The sequence below is a fragment of the Moorena bouillonii PNG genome (assembly GCF_001942495.1).
Lineage (GTDB): Bacteria > Cyanobacteriota > Cyanobacteriia > Cyanobacteriales > Coleofasciculaceae > Moorena > Moorena bouillonii.
The window spans coordinates 1806861-1827652 of record NZ_MKZS01000001.1 but is presented as its reverse complement, the minus strand read 5'-3'; the positions used below and the strand labels follow the sequence as shown (position 1 = coordinate 1827652).

At 42.4% G+C, this 20792-nt stretch carries 17 protein-coding genes and 1 pseudogene; 9 read left to right on the top strand and 9 right to left on the bottom strand.

What is annotated here, in order from left to right; all coding sequences use genetic code 11:
- Positions 1 to 405 precede the first annotated feature (405 nt).
- The 4 genes from BJP37_RS07560 (at position 406) to BJP37_RS07545 (ending at position 5609) form a co-directional block, all read left to right on the top strand.
- Positions 406 to 1641: a glycosyltransferase gene (locus tag BJP37_RS07560; protein ID WP_075897702.1), complete on the top strand. Its 1236-nt coding sequence runs from the start codon at positions 406 to 408 to the stop codon at positions 1639 to 1641.
- A 287-nt stretch (positions 1642 to 1928) separates the two neighbouring features.
- Positions 1929 to 2858, top strand: coding sequence for a sulfotransferase domain-containing protein (locus BJP37_RS07555; protein WP_075897700.1), 930 nt, complete (start codon positions 1929 to 1931; stop codon positions 2856 to 2858).
- Between the two features lie 138 nt (positions 2859 to 2996).
- Positions 2997 to 4064: a glycosyltransferase family 4 protein gene (locus BJP37_RS07550; protein WP_075905855.1), complete on the top strand. Its 1068-nt coding sequence runs from the start codon at positions 2997 to 2999 to the stop codon at positions 4062 to 4064.
- Between the two features lie 378 nt (positions 4065 to 4442).
- Positions 4443 to 5609, top strand: a complete 1167-nt coding sequence (locus tag BJP37_RS07545; RefSeq protein ID WP_229415232.1) for an endo-1,4-beta-xylanase — start codon at positions 4443 to 4445, stop codon at positions 5607 to 5609.
- 253 nt (positions 5610 to 5862) lie between these two features.
- Here the strand turns inward: BJP37_RS07545 and BJP37_RS07540 are convergent, their stop codons facing one another.
- The gene (locus tag BJP37_RS07540) at positions 5863 to 6093 is read right to left on the bottom strand and encodes a helix-turn-helix transcriptional regulator (RefSeq protein ID WP_070391839.1); all 231 of its coding nucleotides are present in this window, start codon (positions 6091 to 6093) and stop codon (positions 5863 to 5865) included.
- A gap of 156 nt (positions 6094 to 6249) precedes the next feature.
- Between BJP37_RS07540 and BJP37_RS38750 the strand changes: the two genes are divergently transcribed.
- Both BJP37_RS38750 and BJP37_RS07535 read left to right on the top strand, forming a co-directional pair.
- On the top strand, positions 6250 to 6420 hold the full coding sequence (locus BJP37_RS38750; RefSeq protein WP_158069477.1) for a hypothetical protein: 171 nt from the start codon (positions 6250 to 6252) through the stop codon (positions 6418 to 6420).
- Between the two features lie 624 nt (positions 6421 to 7044).
- Entirely contained in the window at positions 7045 to 7242 is a 198-nt protein-coding gene (locus BJP37_RS07535) for a hypothetical protein (protein ID WP_081431101.1), read from the top strand.
- 494 nt (positions 7243 to 7736) lie between these two features.
- Here BJP37_RS07535 and BJP37_RS07530 read toward each other — a convergent pair whose 3' ends face one another.
- From BJP37_RS07530 to BJP37_RS07520, 3 genes are all read right to left on the bottom strand, one after another.
- Positions 7737 to 8660, bottom strand: coding sequence for a hypothetical protein (locus BJP37_RS07530; RefSeq protein ID WP_075897697.1), 924 nt, complete (start codon positions 8658 to 8660; stop codon positions 7737 to 7739).
- A 555-nt stretch (positions 8661 to 9215) separates the two neighbouring features.
- Entirely contained in the window at positions 9216 to 9650 is a 435-nt protein-coding gene (locus tag BJP37_RS07525; protein ID WP_075905853.1) for a hypothetical protein, read from the bottom strand.
- A 198-nt stretch (positions 9651 to 9848) separates the two neighbouring features.
- Positions 9849 to 10448 carry a Maf family protein gene (locus BJP37_RS07520; RefSeq protein ID WP_075897695.1) on the bottom strand — a complete coding sequence of 200 codons (600 nt, stop codon included), beginning with the start codon at positions 10446 to 10448 and terminating at the stop codon, positions 9849 to 9851.
- Between the two features lie 96 nt (positions 10449 to 10544).
- Between BJP37_RS07520 and BJP37_RS43375 the strand changes: the two genes are divergently transcribed.
- Positions 10545 to 10673 carry a hypothetical protein gene (locus BJP37_RS43375; RefSeq protein ID WP_269086967.1) on the top strand — a complete coding sequence of 43 codons (129 nt, stop codon included), beginning with the start codon at positions 10545 to 10547 and terminating at the stop codon, positions 10671 to 10673.
- 80 nt (positions 10674 to 10753) lie between these two features.
- Here the strand turns inward: BJP37_RS43375 and psbP are convergent, their stop codons facing one another.
- Positions 10754 to 11293: a photosystem II reaction center PsbP gene (gene psbP, locus BJP37_RS07515; protein WP_075905851.1), complete on the bottom strand. Its 540-nt coding sequence runs from the start codon at positions 11291 to 11293 to the stop codon at positions 10754 to 10756.
- 204 nt (positions 11294 to 11497) lie between these two features.
- Between psbP and BJP37_RS07510 the strand changes: the two genes are divergently transcribed.
- The gene (locus BJP37_RS07510) at positions 11498 to 12502 is read left to right on the top strand and encodes a tetratricopeptide repeat protein (RefSeq protein ID WP_075897693.1); all 1005 of its coding nucleotides are present in this window, start codon (positions 11498 to 11500) and stop codon (positions 12500 to 12502) included.
- Between the two features lie 57 nt (positions 12503 to 12559).
- Here the strand turns inward: BJP37_RS07510 and psb34 are convergent, their stop codons facing one another.
- The 3 genes from psb34 to BJP37_RS07495 all read right to left on the bottom strand — a co-directional run bounded on the left by psb34 (position 12560) and on the right by BJP37_RS07495 (position 15710).
- Positions 12560 to 12739 carry a photosystem II assembly protein Psb34 gene (gene psb34, locus BJP37_RS07505; RefSeq protein WP_070391943.1) on the bottom strand — a complete coding sequence of 60 codons (180 nt, stop codon included), beginning with the start codon at positions 12737 to 12739 and terminating at the stop codon, positions 12560 to 12562.
- Between the two features lie 152 nt (positions 12740 to 12891).
- Positions 12892 to 14928 (bottom strand): glycine oxidase ThiO, encoded by a 2037-nt coding sequence (thiO, locus tag BJP37_RS44905; protein ID WP_075897691.1) that lies wholly within the window; start codon positions 14926 to 14928, stop codon positions 12892 to 12894.
- Positions 14929 to 15260: 332 nt separating this feature from the next.
- On the bottom strand, positions 15261 to 15710 hold the full coding sequence (locus tag BJP37_RS07495; protein ID WP_070391945.1) for a hypothetical protein: 450 nt from the start codon (positions 15708 to 15710) through the stop codon (positions 15261 to 15263).
- 1031 nt (positions 15711 to 16741) lie between these two features.
- On the opposite strand from BJP37_RS07495, the gene BJP37_RS07490 reads away from it, so the two are divergent.
- Positions 16742 to 17611 carry an EamA family transporter gene (locus tag BJP37_RS07490; protein WP_075897689.1) on the top strand — a complete coding sequence of 290 codons (870 nt, stop codon included), beginning with the start codon at positions 16742 to 16744 and terminating at the stop codon, positions 17609 to 17611.
- 1364 nt (positions 17612 to 18975) lie between these two features.
- On the opposite strand, the pseudogene BJP37_RS42265 reads toward BJP37_RS07490, so the two are convergent.
- Positions 18976 to 19917, bottom strand: a pseudogene (locus tag BJP37_RS42265) (patatin-like phospholipase family protein).
- Positions 19918 to 20792 lie beyond the last annotated feature (875 nt).

Below are 20792 nucleotides of genomic sequence, written 5' to 3'. Positions count from 1 at the left end.
CCCCAAGACCGCGCTGCCTCCCCAAGACCGCGCTGCCTCCCCAAGACCGCGCTGCCTCCCCAAGACCGCGCTGCATCGCTTTCAAGCCCTGACTCCTATATTGCTCCCATTAATACCAAGGGTTATATTGCTGACGGTTTTCCGATTTATCTCTTTTAAAAAGATGAACTAATCAAAGGGTTGGATATAGGTTAAAAACTCCAGCTATATTTAACTCGTTATTTAGATAAAAGTTATCAGTATCAAGTGGTAAAGTTACATAACTATTACTTATATATTGAAATAATATATTTAAACTATGCTTAATTGATGGAACATCTAGGTTATTGAACAATGATCAGTACTGATAATTATCATGACTAATTCTATAGCAGCAAACAACTGAGAGGAAGAGTAGCGGTATTTATGAAAATTACATTAGTATGCCATGATATTCCCTATCCGCCCATCCATGGGGCGCGATTAGACATGTGGCGAAGGATAAAAGCTTTCTCTAGTTTAGGGATTGATATACAAGTTATCTGCTGGTGTAGCCATACTCCAAAACCAGAGGAAGTCCTGGAAATTAGAAAGTATGCCAAGCAAGTTTTTTTTATAAAGTTTCCAAAGACACTCGGCTCTTTTATTCGGCGGATAATTGACTTACTCAAGTATCCTTTGGAAGTGACATCTAGAATTGTTAGAGGTAAAGAACTCAAGCTATTACTCTCTGATGTGGCTGCGTTTAATCCTGATGTCATCTTCCTACATGGTATTCACGGTGGAGAAGTAGCAAGTCAGTTAAGTCAACACTTGAATAGGCTGCTAGTTATTCGCTCTCACAATATCGAGCATTTGTACTATAACCGAAAACTTGCGTCTGCCAAAGGGTTAAACAAGCTCAAACGATATTTATCACTGTCTAACTTAGAAAAGTATGAAACAAATTTACTAAAAAAGAGTACTTTATTTTACGATATATCCCTAGATGACCTAAATTTTTGGATAAGTCAAGGATTGACAAATGGTCGCTACTTACCACCTCTGATTGAGTTTCCTGAAGAGAATAGGGAAGGAATATCCAGAGATAAACGAAGGACTAATCCTGTCTATGATATCGTTTTTTTGGGTAACCTCTTTTCGGACAACAATGTAGCGGTAATAATCTGGTTTATTACCCAAGTTATGCCTATAATACGTTTGGCATTACCAACATTTACTGTTTTAATAGCGGGTTCAAATCCTGTCCAGCACGTTAGGCAGCTATGTGAGGAAACTGCAGAAGTTGATCTGAAAATAAATCCAGTGTCTTCTACAGAAGTATACAAGTCGGGGCGCGTTCTCATTAATCCAGTTTCAGCTGGGAGTGGCGTTAGTATAAAGTCCCTAGAAATGCTAGTTTCTGGTAGACCGATTGTTTCTACACCACAGGGAATAGCAGGTCTACCAGAAGAGGTTCATCACTACTTTGAAATTGCTGTAGATAAGTCATCCTTTGCCGAAGCAATTATCAGATTTTTGTCCGATCCTTTCAGAGATAATGTTAATCCAGGTGTACTTGAGGAATTGTTTGGTTATAAAGCAATAGCAGGGGTTATTTCGGAACTAGATTCTATTGTTTCACTTTCCAAGTCTAACCAGTTAGCTCGATCTAAATCTTGATATACCAGTTATTAATTGGGTGAGGGTCTACGCCCTTGGAGTTAATGGGAGTAGGGATTAGAGGTTGAAAAAAATGACTTGACCTCATAACTAGGAAAAACGCGATCTCGCTCCATCTAAATATTGATAGTTTTTATACTATTTTAGAGTTTAGTGGTGATTAAATTTTAGTTAGCATTTTAGTTATCATGGTTGATCATAATTTAGATTTTAATAAAATACCACTAAAAATTGATGAAAACTAAAACTATTAACTATAAATTAACTGAAAATATAAAGAAATATAAATGAGGAAACAACGTTTAATTACTAATACCAGCTACTATCTTAGCTCGTGGTTTTTGAATCACTGGCAAGTTGGCAAACGCCCAATTTTGATATTAGGTCATGGTCGCAGCGGTACAAGTTGGGTCGGGAAAACATTGTCCACCGCAAATCGTGCTATATACTACTACGAGCCATGTAATCTAGATATTACTGGAAAAGGTAACATGGATACATGGTTCCGATATACACGACCTGGTGAGCGAGATGACTTGCTTGAAAATGCTTTTGATAATGTCTTCAAAGATCTACCTTTTGGAGGAGGTTGGTACCGAGGTTTCTGGGCTAGAGCACTGCCTAATTATCAAATCATCGTGAAAGATGTAGCATCTCTGATGTCCATCGAGTGGGTTTTCAAGCGCTACAATCCAAAACTATTGGTAATTGTTCGACATCCTTGCCCCACCGTATTATCAGAAATTAACAAAGAAACTCCTGCTGAGCTTTCCCGAGATACTCTATTACATCAATCTAGCTTATTTCAAGATCATCTCGAACCCTACCGTTCAGTGATAGAGGCAGCAAAAACGCCAATAGAAATATTTTCAGCTATCTGGGCAGCAAGACATCGTGTTGTAGCCGATGCATTGTCTCGAAATCCTGAATGGTTATTGATCTTTTATGAGGAATTATGCTTAGACCCTATTGGGAAGTTCAAAGAGCTATTTGAGCAGTTTGAATTGCCATGGAATAGGCGGGTAGAAAACCATGTACTCCAAAGTTCAACTAACAACATACCCGGTCGTTATTCCAAGGTACGTATAAGCAACCAACAAATAAATAAATGGAAACAAACGATGAACCAATCTGAAGTCGAGGTTGTGCGTAATTATGTTAAACTATCCGATCTACCGTTTTATCAGTCTGATCAATTCTGGTCACTAGAAACCTGAGATCGTTTACGTTTTTTTAAAGCTATTAAGTAGTTTGCGGCAGACACCTTGACTGGTAATGGATTTCAAGGTTTAGGTAGTAGCATGCAAGTAACGGCAGCTCTAAAGTTAACCAAAGCTCAATGGAGTAGGTGCAATATGAAAATTCTTGCCCAACCAGCCTTTAAAGATCGTGACAAAAACCCTTATACCTGGCTAGTTTACAGCTACCTAGCTACTTTGGGGGTTGATGTCCATGAGTTTTCTCCTCAAAAATTGCTGATAAATCATTATTCTATCTGGCATCGGCACTGGCCAGAACGAAACTTAAATGAACCTAACTTCTTCAAAGCGATCGCAAAAACGTTAGCTCTATTATTCTTGATGATTTTGGCTCGCTGGCGGGGGACAAAAATTGTCTGGACAGTACACAACTTAGCCTCTCATGAACAGCTTTATCCGCAACTAGAGGCTTGGTTCTGGAAAGTCTTTACAAGGCAGTTGGATGGTTACATTAACCTTAGCAAAACTGGGATGAAAGCTGCCCAAAAGCGCTTCCCTGAGTTAAAGAATATTCCTGGTTTTGTAGTACCCCATGGTCACTATCGAGGGCAGTATCCTAATCAAGTCAGTTCTCAAGAAGCTCGCCATTATCTAGGAATTCCAAATTCGGCGAAAGTATTGCTTTTATTTGGCAGAATTAGACCTTACAAAAATGCTCCTCAATTGATGCGAGTTTTCCGACAGTTTTTTGACCCAGAAGCCATACTCTACATTGTGGGTAGTCCAGAATTTCCTGAATTAGCAGCAGAAATTGAAAGGGAATCCGCCTTAGATAAACGATTGCGAATCAACCTAGATTTCATACCCCAAGACCATATGCAATGGTACTTCAGTGCTGCTGACTTAGTTATTTTGCCCTACCGCGAGATTTTAAACTCTGGTAGTGCTTTCTTAGCACTCTCTTTTAACCGACCCATATTAGTTCCTAAAATTGGCGCTCTCCCTGAAGTTCAAGAGCAAGTTGGTGAAGAATGGGTCTATACCTATACAGGAGAAATTACTGATTATGACATTGAAAAAGCTTTAGATTGGGCATTAAACACTCCCCGTCCAGAACAAGCTCCCCTAGACGCTTTTGATTGGCAAGAACTAGCCAATAAAACGATTAATGCCTACAAGGAAATTGCCAGATACTCCAGGAATAGAAGGAATAAATTGCAATAGCTGAACCAGAATCATCAATTTATTGATGCCTGCAAAATTCGTGGACTACCTCACTACATAAATGAGTTTTTTGGGGTAAAAAAAATCGGTTTAAAACCGTAAGCATAAGCTGAAAGCACCTCAAGTAGCGTGGCTATTCCCGTAGCGTGGCCTTTGACACCTCAAGTAGCACCTCAAGTAGCGCATATGCTTACGGTAAGCTGATCATTTTTATTGGTCTTATTGAGATAACTAAAGCGATATTTTTTTACCAGAAATACCGGCATTTTTTACCAAATAAGCTTTTTCTGCTATTTTTTCACCCCCTCAGGGATAAATGGCTGAAATAATTAAAGCTAAGCATATTAGGTGATGGTTTCTAGGAGTCAAAACAAGTTAATGATTGGACGACGTGAATTATTACTGGGTTTAGGTAGCTTAGCCAGTGTCGGCCCTCTGACCAGGTGTAAATCTATCAGACAAAGTAACTCAATTCAAGCTATTGATGACCCGAAGCGAGACTTTGCAGTAGCTCAAGGAGCTTCTTTAAAAGAGCGTGCAGCAGCAAAAGGATTAATTTATGGAGCCGAGAGTCGATTCCCAGACCTATCCTCAAACCCAGCCTTAGGTACCCGTTTTGCTCAAGAGTGTGCCATGCTGGTTCCCGGATGGGGACTAAAATGGTTTGTTTCTACTCCTTCTTCCCCTCCCCTGTGCCCTCACCCCCATCAGTTTGACTTTACGGCTGGGGATTGGATGGCAGACTTTGCCAAGACTCATCGATTGCTGTTTCGGGGACATACCCTAATTTGGCACATCTCGTTACCCCCTTGGTTTGAGGAGACAGTAAACCGCCAAAATGCTGAACAGTTCTTGGTTAGACATATAAAGACAGTGGCTGGGCGTTATGCTGGACAAATGCACTCGTGGGATGTGGTGAATGAAGCGATCGCTACCTTCCAAGGACGGGCAGATGGTTTACGCAAAACGCCATGGTTAAAATTTTTAGGTCCGAAATACATTGACCTAGCCTTTCGCATTGCAGCTGTTGCTGACCCCAAGGCAATGTTACTCTACAACGAGTATGGACTGAGTTATGATTCGAGTGATGAGCAAGCCAAGCGTAGGGCTGTCTTGAAGCTACTAGAGGGGTTGAAGTCTCAGGGAACCCCCTGTCATGCCCTGGGAATCCAGGCTCACTTGCGAGGGAATAAACGGATTAACCCCCAAAGCCTGCGGAAATTTCTCCGGGATGTGGCGAGTATGGGTTTTAAAATCTTGATTACTGAACTAGATGTCAGAGATGACAAGTTACCTTTGGATCTGACTGTACGCGATCGCATGGTGGCTCAAGCTTATGAAGATTATCTGTCTGTGGTACTTGATGAGCCAGCCGTGATTGCAGTAGTGACCTGGGGATTTAGCGATCGCTACACATACTTAACTAGCTTCCATCCCCGGTCAGATGGTGCGCCAGTGCGACCTCTACCTCTCGATGCAGATTTCAAGCCCAAGTTAGCCTGGAATGCGATCGCTCGTGCTTTTGATAATGCTCCTAAACGTTGAATCATTAGACCTTTGGGGAAATTAACTTTCAGCTGAGATATCAATTGGGTTATTGATTCATTTTCAAGCCTATGTTTATATATAGGTTTATATATAGCAGTTCTCAATTGGGTGAGGTAGAAAGTCCTGGGTTAATGGGAGTCGGGAGTCGGGAGTCGGGAGTCGGGATGCAGTACGTTCAAAGGGGTTTCCCCTTTGAACGCACTACCTGCCTTTGAACGCACTGGCTGCCTTTGACCGCGCACCCGTCGCTTTACGAACGACGTTTTGCTTGGTCAAAGGCTTCACAAAGTTCCTCGAAAGAACAACCCAGTATTTCAATCAGGAGCCTGACGTGCTTTAAGCGTGGTTCTGCTTTGCCATTTTCCCAGTCACTAATCGTCGTAATGCTGACACCAACAGCAATGGCTAATTTCATTTGAGTCAGATTGACATGTTCCCTGAGTTTTACCAGGGTTAGAGGTTGATCTTCTTGGCTTTTCATAATAAATTGTTATTGTTCAAGAAAACTTGAACGGTTTGCTTAAATAGGGCTTGCGGATGAACTCTACATGTAGTGTTATAGTTACCCTCTAAAAGCTACATGTCGTGTGTCGATGGCTAAATTGCGTAAGCCCTAATTAAAATAGGGCAGTTAACTTTGTTTTCTGCCCTTTTCTTGAATGCCCTTCAGCAGCAAGCAGTGTGGCGACCTCACATAGGGTTATTAGCTAGTTCAGTAAAATACCTGACCACTAACCATACCGTAGATAAATTTTCTGTAAAATGTTTGCACCAAACAGCTAATATTCCCGAAGCTATGCCAAGCTAGAGGCAAATCATCGCGCAATCGAAAGTAAGCCGCTTCAACACCAGCAGACTTACCTGATCAGGGGAATCTAACCCGCAACTAATCACGGTGACATTTCCCAAACCTCTCTATCGAGTAGGTGTAGGCTTCTCGCCAACCCCAGCCATCGCTATTTCCTTACAGAAACGCTTCCGTGTTCGGGTATAAGGCAAGCTTTACTTCTGACGGGATGCCCCACCGTCAAATTTCTGATTTTGATTGCTTTATCCACAGGAGGTTTGATGTCTACTGTCGTTAACCGGTGCATTTTCGGCTTTGGTCATCAACTTTAATAGACTTTAATTCACCATTACTTGCTCGTCTATTATAACTGATTAGACAAAAAGTGAGAAGAATTAGACAAAAAATAAGCAGAACTGTCACGCTGCGTTCAATCCCACGCATTTATTAGTACATATGTACTAATAATTCCGGTCATCAATCCTGCCCGCTGATCATGAGGGGCTGTTTGCCCAAGTAAGCCTCTGCACATGGTTTACCCCATCTCACGAGCTTTCCAAGGTGTAAAGATGGGTCGCTGATGGTAGTGGAAAGTAATTTGGCCCCAAATTCAAGTGTCTCAAGGAAAACCTATAAGGAAAACCTATGTTGAATTATAAAGAAAAGCTCAATCCCTGGATCATTGTCCTTCTGCAACCCAAGCTCAGTAATATCACCGTTGGCCGATTCCGACGGCGCGGCAATGCTGAAGAACATCTACGGGTTTTAAAGCAGATGATGCCTGAGGCAAAATTTTCCATAATGTTTGATGTGGAGACTATTAGGGAGGATGTTGTTAACTAGTGGCTAAGGTAAGTCATTAGTAATTACTCATCTGTCATCAGTAACTACCGTTAGTTACATACTCCCACACGCTTATCAAAGATTAAAGTGTGGGCTTCTTACCAACTCCACCCAACGGTATCGGCTTTCGCCGACGCTGCGCGAACGGATACACGGGTTAGTTTATTAACGACACGGGATGCCCCGACCCACGCCTTACAATACAATAAGTTGTATTTTTGATTAGTAGGTGGCTGACTTGCCCAGCATTTAAGGCCTTTGGCCACGCGGGGCGCGTTCGGCTTTGTTTATCAGTAAATATATTAAGCGCAATTTTTTAATACCCTGTGCAAAATTCATCCCACACCTATGCTACGCATATTTGTGTGGGGCTTCTTTTTCCGGACAGCTAAAAGATCTGCGCTCAGCGCAAGCCTGTTCCGTAGGCAATCGCACTCCTAGAGAAAGCGATCGCATTACTGATTACTGATTCGTGATTACTGATTCGTGATCACTTATTTCTTAGTGCTACCCAACTTACTAACTACTGAACCAGCACCTAAAATACCCACTGATAGTAGACCAAGTATAGAAGCAGGTTCTGGAGTTGAAGCTGCTACAACAATACCTGAGCCGTTAAATCTAAAGTCGAGATTTTGAAAATCTTCTGCAGTAAATTCTGAAGTAACGGGAATTACGAAATCAAGATTGTCGAAATCAGCAGAAAAAGTCTTGCCATCTTGCGTAAATGACAAATCGTCTAATCCCCAACCTCCTTGAAAAGCGAGATCACAACTTTCATTGATAGTAAATGAGCGTAAGAGTCCTAACCCTACCGACTCCAGCCTAATACCTGTTGAGAATTCAAAAAGCCCCTGAGTTCTTAATAGAGTACTACCTAAAAAGTCAAATACAATCTGATCGGCTTCATCATCAAATGTAATCTCCAAAGATGTATTCAGATCTGACTCAAACTCTTCTTCAACAGACAAAGGAATGCCTTCGTTATTGACAACATCGCGGAAAGAAGGAGACTTAAATGGATCCGGTGCTGCATCTGCATTAGTCACGGTAAAAGCCTGCAACGTCCCAGGAGTCCTTCGCAGGATTTTTTGACGCTCTTGAGTTGAAAAGAACAAATTACCGGTTGAAGTTCGCTCAGCTGTGGAACTTGCAAAGGCCTCCGCCCTTCCTACAGAGGTGTCAGCAACAGATTCAGCTATAGCGACTGCCCCTGTTCCAGGCACATCGGGAAACGAGAACGTAAAAAAGAAGGGAAAATCAGCATCACTAGAACGAGTTTGTGCGAATGCTGAAGCTGTGATTGTTTTTAAGGATGCCGCCTCAGCAGGAGGAGAAGCTCCCAAGCTCAATGCAGCCAAGGTACCTATAGCCGTAGTCGCTACAGGCAAGAATTTACCAGAATTGAGTAAGTTCATATATTTGATGTGAAATATGTAGATTAAACAACGTTGCGACCTGTGGCGTTACTAGAATAGTCAAAGACTTAATCAACTGGAACAACTGTTGTTATTTCGTGAGTATATAAATAAAGCTCAAAGGAAAGATATGGTAACTAAGGATCTTTACCGAATTTTTATATATGTGATTATTTGATGATGCTCAGGGAGTTACCTTTACAGAATCTTTAAAAAAAACTCCTATCAACGAGCCTCCCAAGTCAGGAAACTGTTCTTTGGGATTATGCATTCTTACTGAAAGATGCAATTTATAATTACACAAAAATCCAATTTATAATTACCTGATAGCTTCACTCCCCATAATCAATCATCTAGCGGCAACAGTCTATCCTCTTTCAATTGTCGAATGACCGCTTTTCTTAGGTAATCCGAATTGTTGGGTAGCGATCGCATAATTGGCCTTTGATATGCTATCTGTAGCTATCTGTAGGGTGCGTTAATAACGCACCGTAATCGTTATAGCGGTTCTCATAGTAAGGAGGTACACAGGATTTTTTTCCTATTCCCTATTCCCTATTCCCTATTCCGTTTTTTAGTAGATAGCCTAGAGTTACTATCAGTAGCTACGTCAGAGTCTTGAGGTAGCCGACCCATAGTACTACTCAGAACTGTAAACAGTTGTTGCAAATTTTCCAAATTTTGCTGAATAATCTGGCGTCCTTGTTTTACCTGCTCTAGGTGAAATTGCTTCAGTTCAGTGTAAGGCCCATTGCCCATAAACTCTGAACCAACTTTGTTGTTGATTTCACCATCAATAATATTCATGCGAGTACGCATTTGGGAATCAGATGTTGGTTGGTCTAGCTCAGCTGAAGAATTAGGAGCTGGGCTAGATGAGGATACCCAAGTTGTAATTTCCAACTCCACTGCTTCACCTAGGGATAGGGTCAGGGCATCCCTAATGTTACCTGCTTTGATTTGTTGTTTGAAGTCGTCTTTAGTGGTCATGGATTTTGTTGCTTTAGTTGTGTAGGGTGCGTGATCAGACGGGCTCGCACTTATTTTATCGGTCGCCAGCGTTGGGATAGCCCGTTTGGGAATATTGATAACCGGCAAGATGCCCATTCCACCAAGATGCCCATTCCACCCACCGGGTCAAACAGCTTTAATGAGATGCACCCGTTACTAGTTTTTAGTTGTTAGTTATTAGTTCAAGCGCCAAAAATCAGTAACTTCATATCCTAGTTCCTGTAACATTTGATGGAGTAGGGGTAAGCTAAGACCAATAACATTACTATGACAGCCTTCGATTTTGTCAACAAAGAGTCCCCCTCTACCTTCCAAGGCAAAGGCTCCAGCACATTTAAGGGGTTCGCCAGTAGCAACATAGGCTTCGATAGCGCGATCGCTTACATTGGCAAAATAAACTCGTGTTACACCACAGCGCACTATGGTTTTGTTCCGAGATAAGTCAATTAAAGCATGACCTGTATAGAGTTCTCCAGTAGTCCCTCGCATCTGTTGCCAACGAGCGATTGCTTCAGAGGGGTTAAGGGGTTTGCCATAAATCCCACCCTCCATACTCAATACAGAATCACAGCCTAATACCAGAGCGTCGCTAAATTGATCAGCAACAGTTTTTGCTTTTTGTTCAGCTAGAATCTGCACTAAGGTTGCTGGCTCTGGATGCTGCACTTGAGATTCGTCAAAATTGCTTTGGCAAACCACCGGTTCAATACCAGCAATTTGCAACAATCGTCTGCGAGCTGGAGAAGCTGAAGCTAATACAAAAGTCGGCACATCCATATAGCAATTTTTAGAAACGTTTGAGCGACATTGCTTATGCTTTTAAGGCAAGAGGCAAGAGCTAAGAGGCAAGAGGCAAGAGGCAAGAGGGTTTTAATGCAATCAGCCTCAAAGAAGACTGTACCTGATCAGCAGGCCTTTGGCGAACAACTAAACAACCAAACAACCAAACAACCTGTAACCTTCAACCAAACAACCTGTAACCTTCAACCAAACAACCTGTAACCTTCAACCAAACAACCTGTAACCTTCAACCAAACAACCTGTAACCTTCAACCAAACAACCTGTAACCTTTAACTGTTTACTAGTTCACTGAAAAGGAGTTAACCACTGCCTTGAACATATTTTTCGTCTTACCCCAGCGTCGTTCGGTCGTGGAAGCATTGAAGGTGTAGAGCTTGCCACGGTTGACCACCACACTGGCGAGGTTGTGCCGTTCTTGGCTGGGAAGTTGGACGTTGTATTCTAAAAGGTAATAAGTCTTGTCTGCTACCTCACGAGCTTCAGCATTAACCAATTCGGCTGTGCGACCAGAATCGGGAGGAGCAATGGCATTTTTTTGCAGCTTATACCCCACTTCTGAGGGTGTACCTAAATCAGCAAGGGTCTTGCCTTCCGGCACTGGGCTAATCACCACACTAACATTTTCGGTACTTTCTATAATATCGTGGAACACGACATCGGGTCCATCAGTCACCTTGATAGGGACCCAACCGTTGGGATACAAAAACTGATAACCGTTAAGGCTGTCTACATAGCTTTGTAGACCACTGGCACCAGTTGTGCAGCCATGTATAGCCAGACTCAACACTAGCAGCAGTAGTGGTGCAATTTTCTTGAGCATCTCTTTGAGCATCTCTATTAAACGTCAACTCAGCTGCTTAATTGTCTCATCTTTAACTAATCGTACTTGCCCCTATGTATTTTCTGTTACCGGTTGGACACTCACCAGATGTGTGATAGATAGTGAAGTCAAGTTAATAGAGTGATTTTAGACAACTGCACAGGGTAACAATTCTGGAAATCATCAGGCTTTGTAAGGAAAACCATGAAACCAATTTATCGAACTATCTCTAGTCTAGGACTTGCCACAATACTGACTGGATTTACCGCAACTGTCTATGCTCAGCAGGAGCCACTTCCAGTTCCAGTCATTATCCGATCTGAGCCAGATAATGAAGAGCCGACGTCCGCCGAAGAGCCAACTAATACTCCAGCCCAACCTGGCGATGATAAACCAGCTATTACTCCAGCCCAACCTGTTGAGGAGAAACCAGCTACTACTCCAGCCCAATCTGGGGATGATAAACCACCTACTACTGAAAAACCCACTGTTGATAAAGACCCTTTTAATAGGGAATTGCCAGTGAGGACTATACCCCGGATGAGTGCTGTGGAATTCTACAACCGGGGCGTGGATCAATTAGATAATGGTAATTATCCAGAGGCGATGGCAAATTTCAAACAGGCTTTGCAGCTGGAACCTTTTGACCCTGATATCAACTACAATCTGGGCTATGTCCACCACATTCAGGGGAATTATCAAGAAGCGATTGATAACTACACTGCTGCTATCAAGATTAAAACCGACTATGGTGAAGCCTATAGCAACCGTGGTTATGCCTATTTTGTGCAAAAGAAGTTCATCGAAGCGATCGCTGATTTTTCCAAAGCTATTGCTCTGACACCCAATAATGATACGGTCTATCTCAGTCGAGGTAATGCTTACTCTGAAGTAGAGAACTATTTCCAAGCAATTGCGGATTACGATCGAGCTCTCTCGATTAACCCTAAAAATGCCATGGCTTACTACCAGCGTGGTTTAACTCGCAGTAAGCTCAAACAGTATCAAGCTGCTGTAGCTGATTACACAGAAACTCTAAAAATTGAACCCACTTTTGCCGATGCGTTTTATAAACGGGGTCTAGCCAGCCTTGACCTCAATAAGGTTGAGGAAGCGATTAAGGATTTTAAAAAAGCGGCTGATTTATTCCAAGAACAAGGCAGAACTGAAAATTATCAAGAAGCGATGGAAGCCATCAAAAAGCTTTAATGGCAACCAGATTCTTGAACTGAAGTGGCTTTTCAACAGCTTTCTTCTGTGCAGTACCTAGCTCACACCAGAAGCTGAGAAAGCCACAAAGATCAAGCCACTTACTAAAATCAGAGCTGTTGCACCCAAGATCACGTAGTTGCGCTTTTCCGCTGCAGTGGGTGGCTCTGCCTGGTACATTTTTGGCTCTTTAGCAAAATTGTTTAAACGTCCGCCGTCTTCTACTGTATATGGCATGGATTACAACCTTTTTTTACTTTATTTATATAAATGTAACAAAGAATGTAACAAAAATTGGCATAACTACTCTTCAGTTTTCCTGATTAGCTTGATTTGTTACGTTAAAGTATTAATCCAGTCCTAGACCTTGACAAGTTATTTAATCTATGCTAGCTAATGGTACCAGTCAAGGGTGAGCTAGCGCTAGCATAGTTTTTAATTGGAATACGACCAGCTAGGTAAGCCAGACGACCAGCTTCGGTGGCCATTCCCATCGCTTTTGCCATCATGATAGGATTACCTGCTAATGCGATCGCACTATTAACCAATAAAGCATCTGCCCCTAACTCCATCCCATAGGTGGCTTCACTGGGGCTACCTATGCCAGCATCTACCACCACCGGCACTCCAGCTTCCTCAATGATGATTTCAATATTGGCAGCATTCTTGATGCCCTGTCCCGAACCAATGGGTGAACCCAAAGGCATCACCGTAGCACATCCTACTTCTTCTAGGCGTTTGGCTAATAAGGGATCCGCATTAATATAGGGCAAAACTGCAAACCCTTCTTTTACCAGTTGCTCTGCTGCCTCTAGAGTACCAATGGGGTCAGGGAGTAAATACTTAGGATCAGGAATCACTTCCAGTTTCACAAAATTATTGTCTTCTTGGCCCAATAGCTTCGCCATTTCCCGACCAAGCCGTGCCACTCGCACCGCTTCTTCCGCCGTTTTACAGCCTGCGGTGTTGGGTAACATCCACAGTTTCCTCCAATCCAGGGATTCCGCTAGCCCTTCGTGTCCTGGTGCTTTAGTTTGTACCCGACGCACGGCCACCGTCACAATTTCACTGCCACTAGCCGCAATACTTTCAGCCATTACCTCTTGAGAGTCATACTTCCCTGTGCCAGTCATCAGACGAGACCGAAAGGTTTTTCCCGCAATGGTCAGTAAATCAGCTGGGGATGGTTCCGTCCCATTGTCAGAGTGAGAGTTCCGGAGCGTAGCAGAATTATAGTGCAGCACTGGTGTTGAGGAGGAGTTACTAGATACACTGAGATTAGGACTGAGATTAAGACTGAGATTAGCACTGCTTTGATTTGAGGCTGGTTGATGGTAAACTCGGTCGTATCGAAATTGATCTAACAATGGGTCAGACTTTTGCTTCTCAATCAGGTCAGCCAGCAACAAAGCGGTTACCGGAGCGAGCAAAATACCGTAGCGATAGTGACCAGTAGCCAAGCTCAGGTTTTGGCATGGACTAGTGCCAAGAATTGGTAATTGGTCAGGTGTGGTTGGTCGAAATCCCCACCAACACTCATGAATCGAGCAGTGTTGAATTTCCGGATATAGCCGGATAGCTGATTCTAACAAACGGTGAATTCCAGCAGTAGTGTTGTCAGGCTGCCAACCTACATCCTCTACTGTTGCACCAATCAAAATTCGTCCATCTCGACGGGGGACTAGATAAACCTCAGAGCTGAATAACACTCGCTGTAGTGGCAAGGGGTGTTGATAATTTTTAGTGGCTTTTACTGACAGCATCTGACCTTTTTTTGGAGCCACTGGCAAGGGCAACAGTTGATTAGACCAGGCTCCAGTTGCTATAACATAATGGTCTGCATGGAGTTCCCCTGCGGAGGTTCTAATCCCAGAGACTAAGCGATTGCGCTGCTGAATTGCCTCCACAGTTATCCCTTCACGCAGCTCTACTCCCCCTTCTTGGGCAGCCAGTCGCAGGGCTTTACTGAGTGCTCGGGGGACTACTTGAGCATCTTCTGGGTACCACCAACCACCAACCACTTCTGAGCTTAAACCTGATTGATAGCAATGAATCGTATCTTTGTCTAACCAGTCAGCAACTCCGGTCTTATTGCTGAGCTGCTGTTGGTGATTTCCTGCTGCCCCTTCATAGACCGGTGCTAAAAAGCCACAGGGCCAATAGCCTGTTGCCACACCAGTCATCTGTTCGAGTTTGGTACACCATTGAGGATACAGTGAATGGGACCACAAGCCTAAATCTAGCATGGGTCCGATGGGGAGCGCTTCTGAAAACGGTGCCAACATTCCTGCTGCAGCTAGGGTGGCACCTTCTTGGAAATTGCGGGTGACAACAGTTACTGTTGCCCCACGCCGCTTCAGTTCTACAGCGATCGCTAAACCGATAATGCCACCGCCAATAATCAGAATGTCACTTGCTGCTTTCATAGGTTAAGGAGAGTGGAGACTAGGGATTGGGTAAAGTATCAAGGATGAAGTATCAAGGATGAACTATTAAGTATGAAGTATCAAGGATGAATTATTAAGTATGACGTGGGAAGTGGTAAGTGTAACTCGTAGGTTGTAGATAACGGTTTTAGTCAACCTTAAGTCAGCCACCGATAAACCCATTTCCTCCTTCAACCTTTATTTTTCATCCTTTTTACTTCAACCTTTATTCTTCAACCTTTATTTTTCATACTTTCTCCTGTTGGCCCATCCCCTAATCCCCAATCTCTAATCTTGTCCCCAACCTTTTAAACAACTACAGGTGCTGCACTCTACCATAGCGCTGGTATGGGGTCATTATCTTCGTATACTACTGTACCAGAACTTCCTGTAGTTGCTGAGCTTGCTGTAGCCCCTGAAGCACTAGACTCACTGATCACAGGATTTCCTTGAGCAACAGTATCGTCCTCTGGCTGTGAAAAGGGATCAGTTGTAGTCGGCTGTGCTTGTGCGATCGGTTGCTCTGGTTGAATACTCGGTGTTTCAGCTTCTGTAATTGATGGGTCTTCTAACAGTGCTGTATCAGTTGGTTCTGCCTCCTCCTGGTTCCTACCCAGATTAAAGAAGGGAATATTAAAGCGAGAAGCCTTTTCTTCCTCAACTTCAGGAAGTGGTTCTACTTGATTTGCACTCGGGGAAGGCTCCTCGATTTGCTTAGACTTACAAGCACTAACTGCTCCTAGCAGAGCAACCAGCACTAATAATTTGGTAGTTAACCTCATATATTTGTTCATACTCTGATTTGATATCAAGAATTTTGCTTGCATAACTTAATACCTGTGTGTCGAAGTAGGGAATTTACAGATGTGTCCCTTTTCGGTGAACACACCCGCCCATAATATACCAGTTGAGTTCTCCGGAGGTCACTAGAAAACAAAATTGTTCATTGTCTTGATGCAAAGGGCGAGTGGGGGTTTACCCCTTTGGCCGACTGCATCGCTTTGACCCTATTCCTTGCACCCATCTAGATCCCTGACCTTTGATGGTTTTTACCCAAGGCGCGGAAATCGTCAACTGATTTACCAGACCCCACGCTAAGGCTATGGCGCTGGCTTGTCACTTGACCGGAGATTGCCTAAGTTGAGTTTTGCGACTAAGCTTAGGTTTTACATCCGAGACCTGTTGCAACAATCCCACCCCCGTCAGACCGATAGCATTTCGATTAGCATTTCGATTCGCTCAAAGCGGGATATATCAACAGGTTTTTTTTGACTTGGTTAGTGTCAATCTAATTTACTGTCAACAGTATCATGTTTGTAGATCATGTTTTTAGTAAATTTTTTATCATTTTGTTAATCAATTTGGAATTTTTACCGGTATTGACCCGATAAAAATTCCTTGGAGGATGCCCAGGTATCCCGACACCAAATTTGCCTATGATGCCGCGACACTTATTACCTCCCCCAACTCTCAACCATTAGTTAAGCATTACTTAAGGATTGCTAAATGTGCCTTAGCTTACATTCTGTTAGCACTGATGGGGAGTTGGGGTTAACAGAGGATGATTCAAAAGCTAACTTCGTCAGTGCGATCGCTAACTGCTTCTGCTGATACACAGTTAACTAGAATAGTTAACTTAACTTATACTTTTATAGGGTTGCTTAGTGACGGGTAACAGTCAACAGTCAACAGTCAACAGTTAACCATAAACCCTAAATTTAACTATGCCTTAACTTAGGGTTTAAGCTAGGCTAGTTAAGTCGGTCATTCACTCATTATCCCTATTCTGGCTAAACTACAGGTTAGCACTACTATGCTTTGGTTGATATTCGCTAGTTTAACAGCTCTTTTTGCCTCTGGCAAGGATTTGACGAGTAAGCGAGGGCTAAAAAATGTTGATGCTTACATTGTCTCTTGGGCAGTATTCTTTTTTTCCTTGCCTGTTTTACTGCCCCTCCTTTTTGTGATTGAAATTCCCGAACTAGGCCGAAATTTTGCCTTAGCCTTAATGATAGGAGGGTCTCTAAATGTGGTGGGCATGAGCTTGTATATCCAAGCCTTGAGTCGGTCTGACTTATCCATTACCGTTCCATTTATGACCTTTACCCCGTTATTTTTATTAGTGACATCCCCAATCATTGTTGGAGAATATCCTACCCCCTTAGATATGGTAGGGATTATGATGATTGTACTTGGGTCTTATAGCTTGAATTTGAAAGAAAAAAGAAACGGTTACCTCGCCCCTTTTAAAGGGCTACTGAAGCAACGAGGTCCTAAGTTAATGTTAACCGCAGCTGTAATTTTTAGTATTACGTCCAACGTTGATAAGGTGGGGGTACAAAATTCTTCACCAATATTTTGGGCAATTGCACTGCATACCTTTATTGCTACAGGGATGGGAGTGATTATGCTGTATAAATCACGAAGTAAATTAAACCAAATTCCAAAATACTTACTGTCTATAGTTCCTATTGGTTTCTTTCAGGCCGGAGTCATTTTGTGCCAAATGACAGCTCTCGAAATGACTTTTGTTAGCCACGTAATCGCTGTTAAACGTATGAGTGCTTTAATTAGTGTCATCTTAGGATGTCTAATTTTTAAAGAACCCGGAATTAAGGAAAGAGCAACTGGAGCAGCAATTATGGTATTGGGAGTTGTACTGATTAGTCTATCGGGACATTAGGATTGGGTTTTGGATAGGGAGCAGGGAGCAGGGAGCAGGGAACAGCAATAGATGTAGGGTGGGCAGTATATATTAAGGCAAAAGGCATGCTAGCAAAAGGCAAAAGGCAAAAGGCATGCTAGCAATAGATGTAGGGTGGGCAGTGCTGATCAAACCAATTGTCAGCTTTTGAATTGGTATGATGCACTGCCCACCAGACCAGCCATAGATGTAGCGTGGGCAGTGCTTATTAAGGCAAAAGGCAAAAGGCATGCTAGCAATAGATGTAGGGTGGGCAGTGCTTACCAAAACCATTGTCAGCTTTAAAATTGGTATTAGGCACTGCCCACCAGACCAGCAATAGATGTAGATGTAGGGTGGGCAGTGCTTAGCAAAACCATTGTCAGGTTTTAAATGGGTATGATGCACTGCCCACCAGACCAGCAATAGATGTAGGGTGGGCAGTATATATTAAGGCAAAAGGCATGCTAGCAAAAGGCAAAAGGCAAAAGGCATGCTAGCAATAGATGTAGGGTGGGCAGTGCTGATCAAACCAATTGTCAGCTTTTGAATTGGTATGATGCACTGCCCACCAGACCAGCCATAGATGTAGCGTGGGCAGTGCTTATTAAGGCAAAAGGCAAAAGGCATGCTAGCAATAGATGTAGGGTGGGCAGTGCTTACCAAAACCATTGTCAGCTTTAAAATTGGTATTAGGCACTGCCCACCAGACCAGCAATAGATGTAGATGTAGGGTGGGCAGTGCTTAGCAAAACCATTGTCAGCGTTTAAATTGGTATGATGCACTGCCCACCCTACGATTAATATTCTTATTTCCCAAAGTTTCATCTAAAATGTGATGTTCCGTTCGCCCAGCGTCTGGCACTGCCAGTAAGGAACCGCTGCGCGATCGCAAAGAAGTATGTTCGCCCAGCGTCGGGCTTTGCCCGAATCGGAAAACGTAAGGAATCAGGGATCAGCTGATCCCTGATTCCTTACCAAAACTAGAGGGTTTAAAGGTTAAATCTTGGCTTTAGACCCCTCTAAGTTGTAACCAGCTGTCTTGACTGGGTTGTCTCTGCGTTAGAGTCTTCTAAATCTTCTTTTTACTTTTTGTGATCAGGAGGATGATTGTAAATAAACTTGTCAATTGCATCCCGAACGGCAATATCCTTGTCATTATCAGCGTTTTTATAATCAACTGTTCCGTATTCTAAATAGCACTCAGCAGCAAATTTTAGTTCTTTAAAAGCTTCATAGTTGTCAATATTTTAATTAAGTTTTTCCTTTTTTTTATCCCTAATATTCTCAAAAAATAGATTATATTGATGAATGTATTTATTAATTTTTTTGAAAGGCTTACATAGTTTTATAAAACATTTTTTTTATTTAATATACATGTTTATTTCGAAATTTAAACGCAAATATTTTTGCCTGCCTATGCCTCTAAACATGCGTAAAGCAATATGCTCTGAATTTTCCGCATCAGGGTCTAAAAACATATCCGGTAGATGGCTTACCCAACCCAATTGTCCCCATTTATTTACCTCATCATATGTATAAGGACGAGTTGTTGTACCAGTGCCAATGGAGAGAACAGCAATGTCGTCTATTTTAGTTTTATTTTGCTTTCCCTCATCTTTCATCGATATAGCATGGGCGATTGCAGCTAACACTGGGTTATTAGCTGATACCCCACCATCGATATGGGGGCGATATTTTTTCTTATAATTTTCTTCATCAGGCTTGACTAGGAGTTGATAAGGTGGAAAAAACGTTGGTGCTGAAGCTGAAGCGGTACAGATTTGCCAAAGTGGAATATCATTCTCAATGTACCATCCACTTGGATCGTTATTCCCAAACCACGTTGTGTTTCGGGTGAAAACGTCATAACTGAGGATTAAGAGTTGTAAGTCCTTGATGTCTCTCATTGTCAAAGGTTTACGCGAGTCCGGATCAACCAAATTTCTTTTCAAAACATTAGCCAATCCTTGCTCTTCCGACTTATCTGGAAACTCGTGGGGATATAATACACCACGCCCAAAAATTTTACTTAACTCCCGCAATTTTCGCATATAACGTGTACTCTTAAGAAAGATATTTTTTCCCTCTTTCTTATAGAGCTTAATCAGATCCTATGCAGTCATATTACAGGCAATTCCCGCCGCCAAAATTGAGCCAGTGGATGTTCCGGAAATTAAGTCAAAATATTCATGTAATTCCTGACCATATTTCTCTTTTATTGTTTTTTCTATCTCTTGGAGAATTCTTGCGGATATAACTCCACGCATTCCCCCTCCATCTAAGCTAAGAATTTTGAATGTCATGGTATTTCCTCAGAAGTCAGTTTTAAATTTGAGTTAATCCAGTAAATAAAAAAACTATAAATTAAACGTTAATCCCATTATTTACAGACTTTATTTACAAGACCTCGGTAGAATTAACGAATTTATCAGACTATTTAAAAAAACTATTTAAACTACATTAGTAGTATTACGCAATTCATATTGGTTAACCACAGAGCTAGTAAGTAAGCATTCAGCTATCAGCTATCAGCTATCAGCTATCAGCTATCAGCTAAAGGCTAAAGGCCTGTGGTCACGCTACGGGAACAGTTTATGCCCATAGCGCATGCTACTTGAAAAATAAGCTGTTCGCGTAGCGTGAGCTAAAAGCTCACGGCTGACGGCTGACTGCTGAATGCTTACGCTATTAAATCCCAATCCACATGGTTTTTTTTAGCTAAACAACTATAGCCTTTATAGGATTTATGAGGTACAGTTATCAACCTCAAAGTCCCCCTTGATAAGGGGGACCAACGGGGGATCCCTTTGTAACTCATGGCATAGAGAATTGCTATAACTCTTATTTAGTTGTTGGTGGGCAGTGCCGATAAAACCTCTTACAACCTGATAGTATCCGTCTGCGACCCTGCCCACCCTACGATTAATATTGTTAGTGGGCAGTGCTGATAAAACCGATTATAAGTTGATAGTATCCGTCTGCGACCCTGCCCACCCTACGATTAATATTGTTAGTGGGCAGTGCTGATAAAACCGATTATAAGTTGATAGTATCCGTCTGCGACCCTGCCCACCCTACGATTAATATTGTTAGTGGGCAGTGCTGATAAAACCGATTATAAGTTGATAGTATCCGTCTGCGACCCTGCCCACCCTACGATTAATATTGTTAGTGGGCA